The following is a 15,246-nucleotide window of genomic DNA, read 5'->3' as shown; positions in this document are numbered from 1 at the left end:
ATTATCCCTCATAACCAACAATTATTATTTTTGCTATTTCAGCCATGGTAGTTCTTCTATCCATACTTAATTTTCTTATTCTGTTATAAGCATCATTCTCATTTGAGTTTAATTGCTTAACAAGTATTCCTTTTGCCTTCTCTATTAACTTTCTATCATTTAATTTATTGTTTATTTTATCATAATCTTTTTTTAGTTCATCAAATTCTTCTGCCTTTGATAAGCACATTTCTACAGTAGGAATAAATACCTTCTCATTTACAGGCTTAATCATATATCCAAAGGCTCCTACTTCTTTAGCCATTTCAATATACTTTTTGTCTTCAAATGCTGTTAATAATATTACGCCCCCAACTAATTTTTCCTTAGTTAATACCTTACTAGCTTTTATTCCATCTAATAAAGGCATATCTATGTCCATTAAAACTAAGCTAGGATTATATTTCTTACAAACTTCAATTGCTTCAAAACCATCAGAAGCCTCTCCTACAACATCGTATCCATTAGCCTCTAAAATTTCTCTTGTATCCATTCTTGTAATAGGCTCATCATCGACTATTACTATAGTTCTTTTCATTAACAGTTCACCTCAAATTAAAATTTGTTTAGATAATTAAATAACTCTTTAATTCCTACATCATCTACTGTATCAACTTTAAATATTTTACTTACTCCAGCTAAATTTAATCTCTCTTCTGCTACTTCTATTTCTGACTCGTCCTTAGCTAGATTTATCTTTGTGATAATACCTATAACATCTTTACAAAACATACTTGCAAACCCCGGAGCAATATAATTTTCCTCTGAGGTACAATCATATACTAAAGCTATAATATCAGCATCTGCTGCTGTAACTATTAAAGCAGTATAGTATCCCCTGTTTTCCATATATTCTCCTGGAGTATCTATGGCATTATCATAAAGTTCTATGGCTTGAGTTTTCTTATATTTTATTTCTAGATTGTTTAAGGCTTGACATAAGGTTGTTTTTCCACATCCTGTCTTACCCATAAATATTACTCTTCCCATATATTAAGTCCTCGTGATCTTAGTTGATGAGAAATTTAAAATGTTACCTAAAACATCTAAAACTTCATTTAAGGCTGACTCAACGGAACTTATATCACCAGTTACTACTAAAGATCCACTAAATCTATCTATAAAACCTAATGAAACTCCTGAAGCCTTTGTAGCAACATCTGCCGCAATAATAGAGGCTTCACTTGGTGTTATAGTTAATATTCCTATGGCATCCTTTTTATCCACTATAAGACCTAATTTTTTATATATGTCCTCATTAGGATTTGCTATTATATGAGCAAGTGTAACTTGTTTCCCTGGTACATATTCTTGTATAATTCTCTGTTTTGACTCTTCTCCCATATGCTTCTCACCTTACTTTCCCACGTTAAATTATTGACTAGTTAAATCCTTTTCATAACTATTTAATAAAAAAGCTCCTTAAAGTTTCATTCCTATCTTTAAGTAAATGAAATACCTTTAAGAAGCTACATTGCTCGAAAACTTAATCACACCTTTGTGATATCTTTATTATAAATTTTAATAGGCCCTTTGTCAATATATTCACATATTTTTCATATTATTTTGTCATATTAATAAATTTATTGTCTTTTATCTGATTCTTTATTAAGTATATATCTATGCCTATCTAAAATAAGCTCCAAAAAAGGATAATTTCTAAGCATATCAATCCTATTTTGAAGCTTATAAAAAAACTATTTAATTTTGTTTAAAATAGATATTATATCATTTTCATCTGGCACTCTTGGATTACTTTCTGTACATGCATCCTTTAATGCTAATTGAGCTATTTCATTTTCTAAACTCTTTAGTTCATCACAATTAACTTTACACTCTCTTAAAGTTGTAGGCATATTCATTGCCTTTTGCATCTTTTTAATTTCATTTATAAGATTTTTTACTAATCCTCTAGTATTTGATCCTTGTAATCCAACCATTTTAGCTATTTTAGCATATTTTTCTGCAGCTTCACTAAATTCCTTAGAATTATAGCTTGTTATGTTTGCATTATATTCTATTACATGTGGTAATAATATTGAGTTAGTTCTTCCATGAGGAACATGGAATTTTCCTCCTAAAACATGGGCAATACCATGGTTTACTCCTAAAGAAGCCTCATTAAAGGCTAAACCAGCTAAACATGAGGCATTATGCATTTTTTCTCTAGCTTCTATATCATTTCCATTTTCATAAGCTTTTAATAAATATTTAAAAACTAAAGTAGCTGCTTTTTCAGCTAAAGCATCTGAAAAGTCTGTTGCATTTTTAGAAACATATGCTTCTAATGCATGAGTAAGTACATCCATTCCTGTATCAGCAGTTATAAAATTTGGAACTGTTTTAACAAGTTCTGGATCTAAAATTGCTATGTCTGGTAATAATTCATCTGATACTAAAGGATATTTAACTCCTTTTTGCTTATCTGTTATTACGGAAAATGAAGTTACTTCTGAGCCTGTACCACTTGTTGTTGGTATAGCTATAAACTTAATATCATTTAATTTAACTAATTTTTTAGAAAAATCTATTATTGCCTTAGTTGCATCTATAGCAGACCCTCCCCCTAAAGCAATAACAACATCAGGATTAAAATCTTTAAGCATTTCTATTCCACTTACAACTAACTCAATAGGTGGATCTGGAACTATTTCACTAAATACAAAAACCTCAGATGATGTAAGGTTATTAGTTAATTTTTCTATAGTCCCTGACTTAACCATAAAAGGATCTGTTACTATAAAAACTTTTTTATTCTTAAGTTCCTTTAGGTAATCTAAGGCTCCTTCTCCAAAAAGTATTTCTGTCTTAATCTTAAACCTTTTCATTTTTAGCTCCCCTCTTTTTATTAATTATGGGTAAGAGCTTATTTATAAGTATATTTTTAGTTTACGGGTAGTTTTTTTGTTGATCTTTCTTGTTTAATATAATTAAGGTGAATTTTTAATTATAAATAAAAATTGGCTATTTCCAAAAATATACTTATAAAAAAAATAAGAAGCTCCATAGGGATTTCCTATGGAGCTTCTTTGCTCTCTAAACACCACATCGTGTTATTTTTAATATACTCTTTTTAAAAAAACTTGTCAATAAAACTTAATTCTCTTTTTTAAGTTTCTTTAATTTTAGATTTTTATAAATATAATATGAAAAAATAGCTATTACTATTATAATTATTAATGCTATTGAATAATGTCTTAAAGCTTTTTCTATAAATGATTTATTATCATATGCAAAATATCCTAATAGAAGATAGAAACTATCCATTATTGTTATACCTAAAGCTGAAAATATAACAAACATAATTTTATTAACCTTCTCAGCTCCTGCAAAAAGTGATATATATGTTCTTGTAAATGGTAATAATCTAGCTAGGAAAACTGTTATTTTGCCATACCTAGAAAATAACCTATCTATTTTTTCAAATATAGATTTACTTTTTTTATGCTTTCTCTTAGCAAATGAAATTACTTTTTCTCCTGCATACATTCCCACTGAATAGCTTATTAGGGGCCAACTACGCCTCCTATAACGGATATTGGCAAAGCATATATCATGCTATATTTACCACTTGCTACACTAGCACCTATTGCAGGTAATACAATTTCACTTGGAAATGGCAAACAAGCATATTCAAGCATGTTTAATATAAATATTCCTACGTATCCACAAGTGCTAGCCAAATAAACTATAAAGCTAACAAAGCTCTCTAAAAACCCCATAAACTATTTTCCTTCCCATCTGTTGTATTAATTTATAAACTAATTCTTAAATATGTATTTTTACATATAAATAATCAATATTTTTTAAGTTATTATTTATGATCATACTACATAAATAATAATAACAAATTATTCTTTTTAATTTATTACTAAAAAGTTTCTTATTTCTGAAAACATTTTCTTGCATTTTTAAAAACATTGTATTATAATTAATGTAAAGGTTTTATCGATGAAACCCTCTTTTCTTACTTTATCATCGATAAAAGCAATTGTTTTTTCATTTTTAATGCACTTTTGTGTTATTTACGTATTATTGAATGTGATTAAAAAAGACAAATACTAAAAGTATTTGTCTTTTTTATTTTAGTTATATTTTTCTCCAATCATAAACCTCATTTTTAACATCTATTTTATGTCCATTTATTGAGACTATATTATCATTAATCCATTTTACATCAATTAATTTTATCTTATAATCCCAATATATATTTCTTACTTCTCCACTTATATTATTAACCACTTCACATCTTACGGCCCAATCAGGTACTCCTCCAGAACTACATATATAAGAATTAATAGTATATTTTTTGTTTGGAGATTTATACTCTTCTTGAAAGCTTCCTATGGGTAATTTCTCCATAGTAACATTATTGCATTTAATTTCATTGTAATAATACTTAAATGTAGAAATCCAAATTGCTATTAATGTAGCAATTGTAAGTAAAAATGTAAATAGAATAACCCTTTTATTGAACTTACACTTTTTCTCTAAACTTCTTTGGTCCACTTAATCGCTCCTTTAAAATGTCTATATATTTATAAAATTTAACAAAAACCTGTTTTAATACAAGTTTTAGTTTATTTTTAAATTACTATATTAAATATTTTTATTATAATGCTCCTTATATACATTTAAGAAATTTTCTAATATTCTAGCTGTCATTCCCCAAATCACAAAATTATTATATTTGTAGAACATAACTTTGTATCTTCCATCTCTAAATTTATAATCTTTACCACCTATTATATTATGAAAAGGAAAATCCTCCTTTGGCATATTTATAATTTTGCTGTAGGTAATTTCAGGTTCATAATTTAATAAATATTTTAAAGGAACTAATAATATATGAGATACTTCTTCTTTGTTAATTGAAATGAGATTTTTTATATCTTCTTTTTGATTTTTTTCAACTCCTAAAAAAGGATAAATTAATATGTTGTTAGGTGAAACATAAAAATCTAATTGGCTTATGATTTCCAAATTTTCTTCTCCTAAACCAATTTCCTCAAAGCATTCTCTTAAAGCAGCTTCTTTAGGAGTCTCTCCTTCTTCTATGGCACCACCTGGGAAACATATTTCTCCTGGATTACTATTTAATTTATTGTTTCTTATTTCAAAAATAATATTATCTTCTCCATCTATATTTACAACTGGGATTAAAACAGAACATCTTTTCATGTCCTCTTCCCCATTTATTCCTATTCTATAATCTCTAAAGATATCTTTTATATTCTCAATATTATTCATAATATAATTCACCTCTTAATACCACTAATGTATTTTCAATACTTATTATCAATATTATAAAATTAAATTTATTTTTATTACATTGAGTTTTGTTATTTTATTTATTGGTTTAAGAAACTTCATAATAAACTTAACTATAAAATTAACTCTATTAATCTAACTTCAATTATTTTATCATAATATGATAAAATCACAATATGATTTTAATGTTTACATTAAAATATATAAATTTTATTTTACATAATATTATAAATAATAAGATTTAACTACTTTGATAATAATATAAAGTATATAAATCTTATAAGAAAGGTATAAACATTATGAGTGAAAAATTTAATCCTGATAACTTAGAAAAACTTAACAATCCAGAAAGATTAAACTTAATAGATTTAAGAGAACTTTTAAAAATTTTAGACTTAAATAATTGTCCAAAAATTGCTGATGTGGGAGCAGGCACTGGACTATTTTCACGTGCATTTTTAGAAAAGATTCCTAATTGCACCTTGTATGCCCTTGATATTTCAGATGAGTTTCTAAACTATATGGATATAAATCTTCAAGACTATTATGGTGATAGATTAAAAATTGGAAAGATGCAAGAAACTCATATTCCATTAAAAGATAACTCTATTGACTTAATAGTAATGATAAACCTTCACCATGAGTTATTATCTCCTAAGGATCTTTTAAAAGATGCTTATAGAGTATTAAAAGAAGAGGGAAAAATTTTCATTGCTGATTGGAAAGAAGGTATGCATAAAGAAGCCTTAAGTAAGGATTCTATTATATCAGATATGAAAGAAGCTGCCTTTTCTCCTATTGAAGAGGTATTACTTTCAAATGAACTTATTTGTCTAATAGGAGAAAGATAAAAAAAAAGAGCCTTCCTTTAACCGCTCTGGAAGGCTAAAAATAAATTATATAACTAAATCTATACATATATAAACCAATATCTTAATACGTTTACATTATAATTCTAATTTTAGACCAAATCAAGCTTTTTTCAAAAAATAGTTATTTTTATCCATAATAAAGAGGAAAACTTTAAATATAATATTTCTCCCCCTCTTAAATTTATTGATTATAAAGAATCTTAGAAATAATATTTAATATTTTTTTAAGATTCTTTTTTATGTATATTTTTCTTATTACTGTCAATAATCTCAGTATAAATTCATATTAGGAGGGCTATTAAATGAATAAAAAAAATATTTTAGTACTTGTAGGATCATTGACATGTGTAGCTTTATTAGGTTATTTTACATATTCAACTGTTTCTACATTAATGAAATCTAAATCCGTTTCTCAAGAGGTTACTGTTACTGAAGATACCTCCTCTGAGAATAAAGATAAAAACTCACAAGATGACTTAAGTGAAAGATTAAAAGAAACTGACCAAAAGAAGGAAGAAAATAAAAACAATACTGATGAAAAGAAATCAGAAAAAACTTCTAATAGTTCAGAAAATAAATCTGCTAATGATAAATCAAATAATTCTACTAATGAAAACAAAAAAAATACTTCTGATAAAAATACTAATTCAAAAGAAACATTAAATAATGATAAAAACAAATCTGAAAACTCTAAATCAGAAAGTAAAAATACAATAAGCTACTCTTCTTACTTAAAAGATTTAGAAACAGAAAAATATACTCTTAAAGAGGATGAAAAATTAAGTGACGTGGCTAAAAAGTTTAAGGATACTTGTACTGTTAATTCTAGTTTGAATATTATAAAATCTCTCAATCAAATAAGCAATACTTCATCACTAGAATCAGGGGATACAGTATTAGTTCCTGTTAACGCCTTTCAAGATGGGAAAAAATACTCTGTAAAAGAAGGGGATACTTGGTATAGCATAGCTAGAAAACACTACCCTAAATATAATCATGAGGTAGTTATAGATTTCCTTATGGATATAAACCCATTTAAAAATGATATTCTTCCATTAGGTGAAGATATATTCTTACCTAATATTTAAATATCTTACCACTTAAATATATAATAAAAATCTTAACCTTCTTAAAAATAAGGTTAAGATTTTTAAATTTATTTTTATATATAAAGTTAAGGTTAATTTTATTTAACTCTAGCTTATATATTCTATAACTATTAAACTCTAATTTGTTTTTATTTAATTAATTTTATGATATTTGCTCTTACTTATTATTGTCCATAAAATTCCTATTAATATTAACTCTATAAGGATAAAGATATATACTCCATAATTAAGTCTATTAATTATATAATGAACTACTCCAAATATTGCACTTAGCATAAAAATAAATAAGGTTATTCCTAAATCATCCATCTTTTCACCATCTTTAAAACTAACTGAAAATGGAAGGTGTTTATCCATCAACTTAACTGTTATTAGGTTTAGAATAATTATTACAAATAATATTGCTATAATTTGAGGAATAATTCTTAATCCAAATACCCATAAATATACTAAAGCCAATACTATATATACAGGCAGAATCATTTTATAAAACACACCCTTATATGTCCCTTTAAATATTGAAGCCATATCATCTATAGGAACAGCTTTATAAATCCAAGAGGCTTTAAACTGATCTGAATATTTAACCATAAGGATTACAGGAGTCAACATAAATATACATATATACAATGTGAAAAACTCATTTGAACTAGCCATATGATTTTTCCAATCTGCAAAACTTTCATAACTTCTAATAAAGTTAAATAAGAATATGAAAGGGAAAACTAAGGACATAGCTATATTGGGATATGTTTTTAACTTAAAGTTTCTCTCACTTTTTATTATATTTACAGTAAAATTAAAGAAACTTTTCTCAGTACTACTTCTACACACCAAATTTCCAATCTTAAAGGAAAATGGAATTCTATCTTTACCTTTATAAGTATTATCATTTAACTTTTGAATGTAATCTTCAAACTTTTTAGCTATTTTAAAATAAATAAGTATTGATAATATTGGTGCTAAAATTGCTAACACTGTAAATATTATTAATGTCTTATCTATTACTCCACTTTCTATTATTTCAAGAGGGGCAGCAAACCATAAAGGAGCTATAAATCCTTGCCACCAACTTGTTATGGTAAATCTACTACCTACATCTAGAAAATCAAAAAGTCTTCCTACAAGTTGATACATAATCATTATCCCAACAGTTAAAACTATTTGAACTCCATTTATTATGTCTTTAAGCTTTTCTCCATTAAAAAACTTAAGAACTAAATAATAAATAAATGCTGTTATAAGTATCATAAATAAATTAATAAGTATAATCTCAAGTATAAAAACAAGAGTAAATAATATACCATATCTTAAAGAAACAAGTATTCCTACTCCCCCATAAGCTAAACTTAGCTTGGTCATATAAATCAAAATATTAGTAATCTTAGCTGCATTTATAGTTTTAGAACTTACACCAGTAATTCCAAGTAGATTTTTATCCCTAACATCTAAAAGAACATAAGCAAAATCAGCTATAAAGCTACTACCTATTACAAACATAAAAAATCCAAAATAAACAGCCATTTGAAGCATTATATTATGCTTCACAATTATAAGCATAGACATAAAAGCTCCCATTACTCCATAAAGAATTAATGCCTTGCCAAAACTATTATCTTTCTCATCATTATTTTTATTATTCATAGTTATTGTAGGTTCTCTTCTTCTGTCCATTGTAAGCTTAGTCTCTAATATTAATCTCATCATTTCATAATCAACACCAAGCTTTTCATAAAATCCTCTTAATCTATGAACTACAGCTAAAGACTTATCCTTTTTCATAAACTACACCCCTTTATAAGTGCAGTAAATTCCTCTGCTAATCTTTTATGATCATTAAAACCAGTTAAATCATTGAATATTTCTTCTAAGGATTCTTCATTAGAATTTTTCTTAAGCTCTTCAAAACTACCATCAGCAGCAACTACTCCATTATTTAAAAGAATTATTCTATGACTTATTTTCTCAACAACATCAATTATATGTGATGAATAAAATATAGTTTTTCCATTTCTAGCTAGCTCAGATAAGATTTCTTTTATAACCATAACACTATTTGCATCTAAGCCATTTAATGGTTCATCTAAAAACAATATATCTGGATTATGTATAAGACTTGATATTAAAAGAACTTTCTGTCTCATTCCCTTAGAAAAGCTTGAAATTCTTGAATTATAAACATCTCCTATGCCCAATATCTTCATAAGTTGCTTACTCTTATATAAAACATCTTTATACTCCATACCATATAATTGTCCCATAAAAGTTAAATATTCCTTAGCAGTTAAAGTATCATATATGTCTGCCATTTCCGGCACATATCCTATCTTCCTTTTATAACTTCCATCACTCTTTAGAATATCTTCTCCAAAAATTTCAACTTTTCCTGTATAGCCACTTATAAGGCCTAACATTATTTTTAATGTTGTACTTTTCCCAGCACCATTTGTTCCAATATATCCTATTATTTCTCCCTTATGTATATCTAAATTTATTCCTTTTAAAACCTCTTTTGTTCCAAAATTCATCTTCAAATCTCTTATTTTTATAATTAACTCATTAGAATTTTCTAAAGCCACTAATAATTCCCCCATTTTTTTAATTTTTGTCCCTAAAACCCTTACTAATTATCCACCTTATTTTAAAATTATTTTTCTTCTAGCTCTCTCATATAGTTAGCTAACTTTTCAGAAGTTTCTTTTATACCTTCTTCTCTTTTCTTCTCATCATCTTGTTCTTGTAACTTTCTCATTTCATCTGCAACAATTTCAGAAGATTCTTTAAGAATCTTATTTCTAGCTTCTTTGTTACTTGTGTAATTATCAATATTTTTCATCTTTTTATCCTCTTTTCTAAGATTATTTAACGTAAAACCAAACCTATTAAGTAATTTATTAATGAAGTTTTTTAAAAGAAATTTTAAAATTCTTTTTCGATTTCAAGGCCTATTTAAATACACCAAAACCCTATCAAACAAATAACTTTTCAAGTAAAATTTTACATTATAGCATTATTTTACACTACCATTCTTATTCACACAATATTAATATTACATTAAATTATTTACAAATTTTAGTAATATATAAACTTATAGTTATCTTCTAATAAGTTCTTTAATACTATATATTGAATTGTACTTTAACTTATGATATGATTTATCTAACAATTTAGTTGGTTGATTTTTCAATTTATTATTTTATTAACTAAGTTTATATTTAGAATATATTTTAATTTAAAATATAAATATAAAAATACTTTCAGGAGGTATAAATTATGTTAGTATTAACAACTGAAACAATACCAGGTAAAGGAATAAAAGAAGTTAAAGGACTTGTTAAAGGAAGTACTGTAAGATGTAAAAATATAGGTAAGGATATCGCTTCAAGTTTTAAAAACTTAGTTGGTGGTGAAATGAATTCTTACACAGAAATGCTTACAGAAGCTAGACAAATTGCTATAGGAAGAATGGTAGATGAAGCTGAATCTTTAGGTGCAAATGCTATTATAGGAATGAGACTTGTTTCTTCTTCTCTTGCTGCAGGGGCTGCTGAAATGGTTGCTTATGGTACAGCAGTTATTTATGAAGATGCCTAGATAGGAAGTGTTTTTATGATTATATTAGGAATTATTGCCTTGTTTTATGGCTCTATAATCCTAGGCTCTATAATTTTAATTATTTGGACAATTAGAAGTAGAATTAAAGAAAAAAAACGTGAAAAAATTGATCACGAAAAATATAAAAAATATTAATTTTAATTTAGTGTATAATTATATTTTTGTTTAATACTGATTTTATATGTTTCTTAAGAGCATATTTAATATAATAAAAATTTCTATTAATAAGTAGCTGTATCAAAATTAAAACTTATTTTGATACAGCTACTATATTATAAAATAATTTTATTTCTTTTTAATTACTTTTTCTTTTTAATAGTTACTCCTCCAAGTGTAGCCAAAGCTGCACCTACTAGCATTAACTCACCTGCTCCTAAAGGTGATCCAGTGTTTGGAAGATTTCCATTCTCATCCTTATTATCTTCATTTTCATTCTTATCTCCAGAGTCTTCTTTGTCTCCTTCACCTTCAGAACCATTTTCTCCACCTTCTGGTTTACTTGGCTTATTCTCCTCTTCTTTATTTGGCTCTGAATCAATAAAGTTATTTATTTTATTTGTTAAATCCTCATATGCTCTTACAATCTCATCATCTGAAGCTTTATTATTTAATAAATTCTCAATATTTTTTAATGCTTCTTCTAACTGAGTTCTTTCTTCATTTTCTTTATCTTTATGCTCAACTAAAACATCTTTTCCACGCTGAATTTCATTTTTAATATCTTCAATTATGTAATCTAAAGATACAAAGGTAGGTTTTACTTCAAAGATTTCCACCTTTCCAGCATCTTTTTCCCACACTAACTTTACAGATACTAATTGTCTTGGATTCTTAAGAACAAGCTCATTTAATCCCTTATCTAACACTCCAAGGTCTAAAGTTTCTCCATTTACAGTCTTTCCAATAACTTTCGCTCCTGATAAATTATCTGTACTCTGAGCAACTGTAACTTTTGAAACTAATCTCTCATTAAAAATTCTGCGTAGAAGATAATCTCCACTCTTAATTTCACCTTCTGGTATATATGCAGAATTTAAATTATTATCTCTTATATTCTCACTTCTATCTATATAAGTTCCCTCTGAAGTAGCCTTAGTCTCGAATTCTTTTACTGTTTTATTTACAGTAAATTCTCTAACTCTTGACCAACGATCCTTATATCCAGTTGAAATAACTCTAACATATCTAGCTTTCACATCTAAATCTTTTATTAAGGTATCAGTTCCTTCTACAACACCTAACTTTGTCCAATTTTCTCCATCTAAAGAATACTCAATATCTCCATCCATATAATCTCCACCTGGTCCTTGAACTAAGCTTATATCTCTAATTTTCTTTTCTACCCCAAGATCTAATTGTACAAAGTCACCTTTTTTAATAGTATCTGAGCATACAAAAGATGTACCATAATCATTATCAGCAACAAAATCAGGATGTATATTTGCGTTTGAGCTTATTCTTCTATTTGTTGAAACTATTCCCTTAGAATATCCTTCTAATGAAATCTTAATTTCATTAATATTAGCTTCAGTTTTTTCCTTCGCTCTTATTCTAAAGAACTTTCCTACTAAAGGAGTCTCATCTTTAAAGATAGTTCCATTGCAAACTTCTTCCCACTCTATATTATCAAAGGAACTTTCTAATACAAATTTATTACTTTCTACATCTCCTAAGACTTCAAATCCAATTACATTTTTAACATCATTTATAGCAAGTCCTATAGAATCTCCCTCTTCAAAGCAAATCTTATTTATATTGCTTGCAGATATAATTTCATTTTCTCCCTCTGAAGACTTATTAATATTTGAATCTTTAACTTCTACATTTCCTATTAATTTTTCCTTACTCTTTCCAGTATTAACTTTAAAATCTCTAACATATAACTTATTTTCAGAGTCTGAAAGAGCTCTATATCTTATAAATCTAGCTTTTATTCCTGTTTCAACTAGTAATTCTCTCTCTCCCTTATTAACCTCTAACTCTGTCCAATTTTCTCCATCTAATGAATACTCTATTACTCCATTTGTTAAAACATCTGTATCATTATTATTTCTTCCCATAAGAAGATATATGTCTTTAATCTCTTCAGCTTCACCTAAATCAAATCCTATGAACTCATCCTTTTGTACTGGTGCTGCTGACCAAAAGCCTGTATTATCTTTATCATCAAACATATAATTTGGAAAGTGCGTTTCTTCAGAAATAAACCATTCTGAATATTTATGGTCAGCAATATTTCCAATTGATGTATAAGAATATTCCTTGTCCTCTAAAACAGTAGTTTCCTTATTGAAATATTCATTTCCAACTTCATGGACTTTTCTCATAAATGGATCCACCACATTATTAGCAATTGTAGCTTTTATTCCATCTAAATTTCTAAGAAGTTTTATTCCTTCAAAATTATCACTCCAGAACTCTGACATATCCTTATTTAATATGTCTTGTAATATTTCTATGGATTTAAGTCCAGCATTTCCATAAATCTCAAACTTTGATAAGTGTGAATCTAATTGATTTAATAAAGCTTTATTTTCTAAATTACTTCTTAATTTATTTAGCACCTGAACCATTTTAGAAAACTCATTTTGTAAATTGCTTAACTCTAAACTAATATCAGAACCTGCTTCCCACTTTTCCCATAAGCTATCTATAGTATTTTTAATCTCTGGTGAATCCGGTCTTCCTGTATCTAATCTAGTTGAATGATTAGCAAAAATCTTAAATTCTTCTTTCATTTCTCCTGCAATAATTTCAATAGCTTTGTCCCATGATTTTTCTGCTTCATATGAAACTGAATTCCATCCATAATCAGCTCCTGTTAATGTGGAAATCTTTGATGCATCAGAAAATCTCATAGGATTAACTATAAATCCTGACACTTCCTCATCTAAATTTCTATCTAGATCATATATTGGTCCTAAAGCCATTTTATCCTCTTTATAATCATTAACAGGATAATTCCACCATAACATCATTTTTCTATTATATACATTTGAAACCTTCTTTGCATCCTCTAAGCTAACCCCATTTGGAGGAATTACATCATTTCCTGTCCACATTACTTCAATATCCTTATCTAAAGTTTCTGCAAATTCTTTAGTATATGTCTTTACCTCTTCCCCGTTAAACATTGTGCTTCCCCAATATTCTACTGGGACAGTTATTAATGGCTTAACCCCTTCTTTATTTTTTATAAATTCTTTATTAAATCTATTTAAAACTTCTGCTTGTTGAACTCCACTACGATTTTCTATATCGTCCCAAAGAATTGCAAAGCTTCTTACTCCCATATCATATAGAGTCTCAGCTTTATTTATTAAAGCTTTAAAATCTGCTTCTCCCTCTTCTCCCTCAAACTTTATATCTAAACCTGGTGATATTGCAAAAACAAAATCAACCTTATTTTCATTAGCTGTTTTTATAAGTTCTTTCATTCTATCTAATTCAGAAGCTGGATACGGCTCTCTCCACTTTTCTCTATGATATGGATCTGACTTTGGAGCATATATATAAGCATTCATTTTATATTCTCCATACATTTTTATTTGATCCAATCTTTCCTCTTGAGACCATGGTGTTCCATAGAAACCTTCAACTACAGCTCTCATTTTAAAACTCGGCTCATCTTTTATAACAACTTCATCTAAGATAACCTTATTATCTTCCTTTTTAATTAATTGCTTTAAACTTTTTACTCCATAAAAAGTTCCTGTTTCATCATTTCCTCTTATAACTATTTTATTTCCCTCTATATTTTCATCAGTTACTAATACATAGCCCTCATCTTTGCTTATTGAAGATGTGTCTACATTCATTTCTTCTAATGTATTTTCCATCTCTTCAATATTGTCATCGCTCTCTCCTATATAAATAGTAGTAGCCCCCTCAATTTCTGATTCATTAATTTTTATGCCAAATTCAGTTAACATATTTTTCAAAAGTTCAAAGGCATATGTATCTGCTAAATCTCCTCCAACTATATTAACTGAATCTTCTAAGGTAAATTCACTATTTCCTACAGTCATATCCTTAGGAGTTGGATATATGCTTATATCTTTAGTAATATCATTATTCTTAATCTCATTTTTTAATCCCTCATCAGCTTTTACCGATACACTTATACCTAGGTTTAAAGCCATAACAGATGCTAAACACATAGTTAACTTTTTTCTAAAATCCCTTTTAATCATAAAAATCCCCCAATATTTCATTCAATATTTAATTGTATCAAATCCTTTAAAAGTCTTTTTATTATTTATTTTCCATTTAATACATTTTTATGATATCATACGACACTATGTTTTAAAATCGTTTTCAAATTAATTAAACAAAAGTTA

16 protein-coding genes are annotated in these 15,246 nt (G+C 27.2%); 4 read left to right on the top strand and 12 right to left on the bottom strand.

What is annotated here, in order from left to right; translation table 11 throughout:
* Position 1 precedes the first annotated feature (1 nt).
* The 8 genes from GOM42_RS04785 to GOM42_RS04750 all read right to left on the bottom strand — a co-directional run bounded on the left by GOM42_RS04785 (position 2) and on the right by GOM42_RS04750 (position 5,289).
* Positions 2 to 577, bottom strand: a complete 576-nt coding sequence (locus GOM42_RS04785; RefSeq protein WP_003453802.1) for a response regulator — start codon at positions 575 to 577, stop codon at positions 2 to 4.
* Between the two features lie 17 nt (positions 578 to 594).
* On the bottom strand, positions 595 to 1,029 hold the full coding sequence (locus GOM42_RS04780) for a EutP/PduV family microcompartment system protein (protein WP_011590423.1): 435 nt from the start codon (positions 1,027 to 1,029) through the stop codon (positions 595 to 597).
* 3 nt (positions 1,030 to 1,032) lie between these two features.
* A complete protein-coding gene (locus GOM42_RS04775; RefSeq protein ID WP_003453843.1) occupies positions 1,033 to 1,383 on the bottom strand; it encodes a BMC domain-containing protein in 351 nt (116 codons plus the stop codon).
* A gap of 353 nt (positions 1,384 to 1,736) precedes the next feature.
* Positions 1,737 to 2,867, bottom strand: a complete 1,131-nt coding sequence (locus GOM42_RS04770; protein ID WP_003455712.1) for a 1-propanol dehydrogenase PduQ — start codon at positions 2,865 to 2,867, stop codon at positions 1,737 to 1,739.
* 268 nt (positions 2,868 to 3,135) lie between these two features.
* Positions 3,136 to 3,528, bottom strand: coding sequence for a VTT domain-containing protein (locus GOM42_RS04765; protein WP_236906619.1), 393 nt, complete (start codon positions 3,526 to 3,528; stop codon positions 3,136 to 3,138).
* A 17-nt stretch (positions 3,529 to 3,545) separates the two neighbouring features.
* Complete coding sequence (locus GOM42_RS04760) at positions 3,546 to 3,761, bottom strand: hypothetical protein (RefSeq protein WP_223932433.1); 216 nt, start codon at positions 3,759 to 3,761, stop codon at positions 3,546 to 3,548.
* Between the two features lie 367 nt (positions 3,762 to 4,128).
* Positions 4,129 to 4,548, bottom strand: a complete 420-nt coding sequence (locus tag GOM42_RS04755) for a DUF5412 family protein (protein ID WP_003462194.1) — start codon at positions 4,546 to 4,548, stop codon at positions 4,129 to 4,131.
* 90 nt (positions 4,549 to 4,638) lie between these two features.
* Complete coding sequence (locus GOM42_RS04750; protein WP_003454037.1) at positions 4,639 to 5,289, bottom strand: CoA pyrophosphatase; 651 nt, start codon at positions 5,287 to 5,289, stop codon at positions 4,639 to 4,641.
* Positions 5,290 to 5,609: 320 nt separating this feature from the next.
* On the opposite strand from GOM42_RS04750, the gene GOM42_RS04745 reads away from it, so the two are divergent.
* The gene (locus GOM42_RS04745) at positions 5,610 to 6,161 is read left to right on the top strand and encodes a class I SAM-dependent methyltransferase (RefSeq protein ID WP_078233482.1); all 552 of its coding nucleotides are present in this window, start codon (positions 5,610 to 5,612) and stop codon (positions 6,159 to 6,161) included.
* A 323-nt stretch (positions 6,162 to 6,484) separates the two neighbouring features.
* Positions 6,485 to 7,270 (top strand): LysM domain-containing protein, encoded by a 786-nt coding sequence (locus GOM42_RS04740; RefSeq protein WP_060669941.1) that lies wholly within the window; start codon positions 6,485 to 6,487, stop codon positions 7,268 to 7,270.
* A gap of 153 nt (positions 7,271 to 7,423) precedes the next feature.
* On the opposite strand, the gene GOM42_RS04735 is transcribed toward GOM42_RS04740, so the two are convergent.
* The 3 genes from GOM42_RS04735 to GOM42_RS04725 are packed head-to-tail and all read right to left on the bottom strand — an operon-like array spanning position 7,424 to position 10,127.
* Positions 7,424 to 9,073 (bottom strand): hypothetical protein, encoded by a 1,650-nt coding sequence (locus tag GOM42_RS04735; protein ID WP_060669937.1) that lies wholly within the window; start codon positions 9,071 to 9,073, stop codon positions 7,424 to 7,426.
* Positions 9,070 to 9,885 carry an ABC transporter ATP-binding protein gene (locus GOM42_RS04730; protein WP_060669935.1) on the bottom strand — a complete coding sequence of 272 codons (816 nt, stop codon included), beginning with the start codon at positions 9,883 to 9,885 and terminating at the stop codon, positions 9,070 to 9,072. The genes GOM42_RS04735 and GOM42_RS04730 overlap by 4 nt, the downstream gene beginning before the upstream one ends.
* A gap of 53 nt (positions 9,886 to 9,938) precedes the next feature.
* Positions 9,939 to 10,127: a hypothetical protein gene (locus GOM42_RS04725; protein WP_003474405.1), complete on the bottom strand. Its 189-nt coding sequence runs from the start codon at positions 10,125 to 10,127 to the stop codon at positions 9,939 to 9,941.
* Positions 10,128 to 10,564: 437 nt separating this feature from the next.
* Between GOM42_RS04725 and GOM42_RS04720 the strand changes: the two genes are divergently transcribed.
* Together GOM42_RS04720 and GOM42_RS04715 are read left to right on the top strand one after the other, a co-directional pair.
* Entirely contained in the window at positions 10,565 to 10,885 is a 321-nt protein-coding gene (locus tag GOM42_RS04720) for a heavy metal-binding domain-containing protein (RefSeq protein ID WP_003453892.1), read from the top strand.
* Between the two features lie 15 nt (positions 10,886 to 10,900).
* On the top strand, positions 10,901 to 11,041 hold the full coding sequence (locus GOM42_RS04715; protein WP_003461987.1) for a hypothetical protein: 141 nt from the start codon (positions 10,901 to 10,903) through the stop codon (positions 11,039 to 11,041).
* Between the two features lie 164 nt (positions 11,042 to 11,205).
* Here the strand turns inward: GOM42_RS04715 and GOM42_RS04710 are convergent, their stop codons facing one another.
* Positions 11,206 to 15,099, bottom strand: coding sequence for a beta-N-acetylglucosaminidase domain-containing protein (locus GOM42_RS04710; protein WP_252597717.1), 3,894 nt, complete (start codon positions 15,097 to 15,099; stop codon positions 11,206 to 11,208).
* Between the last annotated feature and the right edge of the window lie 147 nt (positions 15,100 to 15,246).

Source organism: Clostridium sp. 16K-1-R1, from assembly GCF_023921145.1.
Lineage (GTDB): Bacteria > Bacillota > Clostridia > Clostridiales > Clostridiaceae > Sarcina > Sarcina perfringens.
This window is presented reverse-complemented; position numbering and strand designations above follow the sequence as displayed.

Bases quoted from the DNA above. Each gene is read 5' to 3' on its own strand.
- GOM42_RS04785 (WP_003453802.1), bottom strand. From the start codon at position 577: ATGAAAAGAACTATAGTAATAGTCGATGATGAGCCTATTACAAGAATG.
- GOM42_RS04780 (WP_011590423.1), bottom strand. From the start codon at position 1,029: ATGGGAAGAGTAATATTTATGGGTAAGACAGGATGTGGAAAAACAACC.
- GOM42_RS04775 (WP_003453843.1), bottom strand. From the start codon at position 1,383: ATGGGAGAAGAGTCAAAACAGAGAATTATACAAGAATATGTACCAGGG.
- GOM42_RS04770 (WP_003455712.1), bottom strand. From the start codon at position 2,867: ATGAAAAGGTTTAAGATTAAGACAGAAATACTTTTTGGAGAAGGAGCC.
- GOM42_RS04765 (WP_236906619.1), bottom strand. From the start codon at position 3,528: ATGTATGCAGGAGAAAAAGTAATTTCATTTGCTAAGAGAAAGCATAAA.
- GOM42_RS04760 (WP_223932433.1), bottom strand. From the start codon at position 3,761: ATGGGGTTTTTAGAGAGCTTTGTTAGCTTTATAGTTTATTTGGCTAGC.
- GOM42_RS04750 (WP_003454037.1), bottom strand. From the start codon at position 5,289: ATGAATAATATTGAGAATATAAAAGATATCTTTAGAGATTATAGAATA.
- GOM42_RS04745 (WP_078233482.1), top strand. From the start codon at position 5,610: ATGAGTGAAAAATTTAATCCTGATAACTTAGAAAAACTTAACAATCCA.
- GOM42_RS04740 (WP_060669941.1), top strand. From the start codon at position 6,485: ATGAATAAAAAAAATATTTTAGTACTTGTAGGATCATTGACATGTGTA.
- GOM42_RS04735 (WP_060669937.1), bottom strand. From the start codon at position 9,073: ATGAAAAAGGATAAGTCTTTAGCTGTAGTTCATAGATTAAGAGGATTT.
- GOM42_RS04730 (WP_060669935.1), bottom strand. From the start codon at position 9,885: ATGGGGGAATTATTAGTGGCTTTAGAAAATTCTAATGAGTTAATTATA.
- GOM42_RS04725 (WP_003474405.1), bottom strand. From the start codon at position 10,127: ATGAAAAATATTGATAATTACACAAGTAACAAAGAAGCTAGAAATAAG.
- GOM42_RS04720 (WP_003453892.1), top strand. From the start codon at position 10,565: ATGTTAGTATTAACAACTGAAACAATACCAGGTAAAGGAATAAAAGAA.
- GOM42_RS04715 (WP_003461987.1), top strand. From the start codon at position 10,901: ATGATTATATTAGGAATTATTGCCTTGTTTTATGGCTCTATAATCCTA.
- GOM42_RS04710 (WP_252597717.1), bottom strand. From the start codon at position 15,099: ATGATTAAAAGGGATTTTAGAAAAAAGTTAACTATGTGTTTAGCATCT.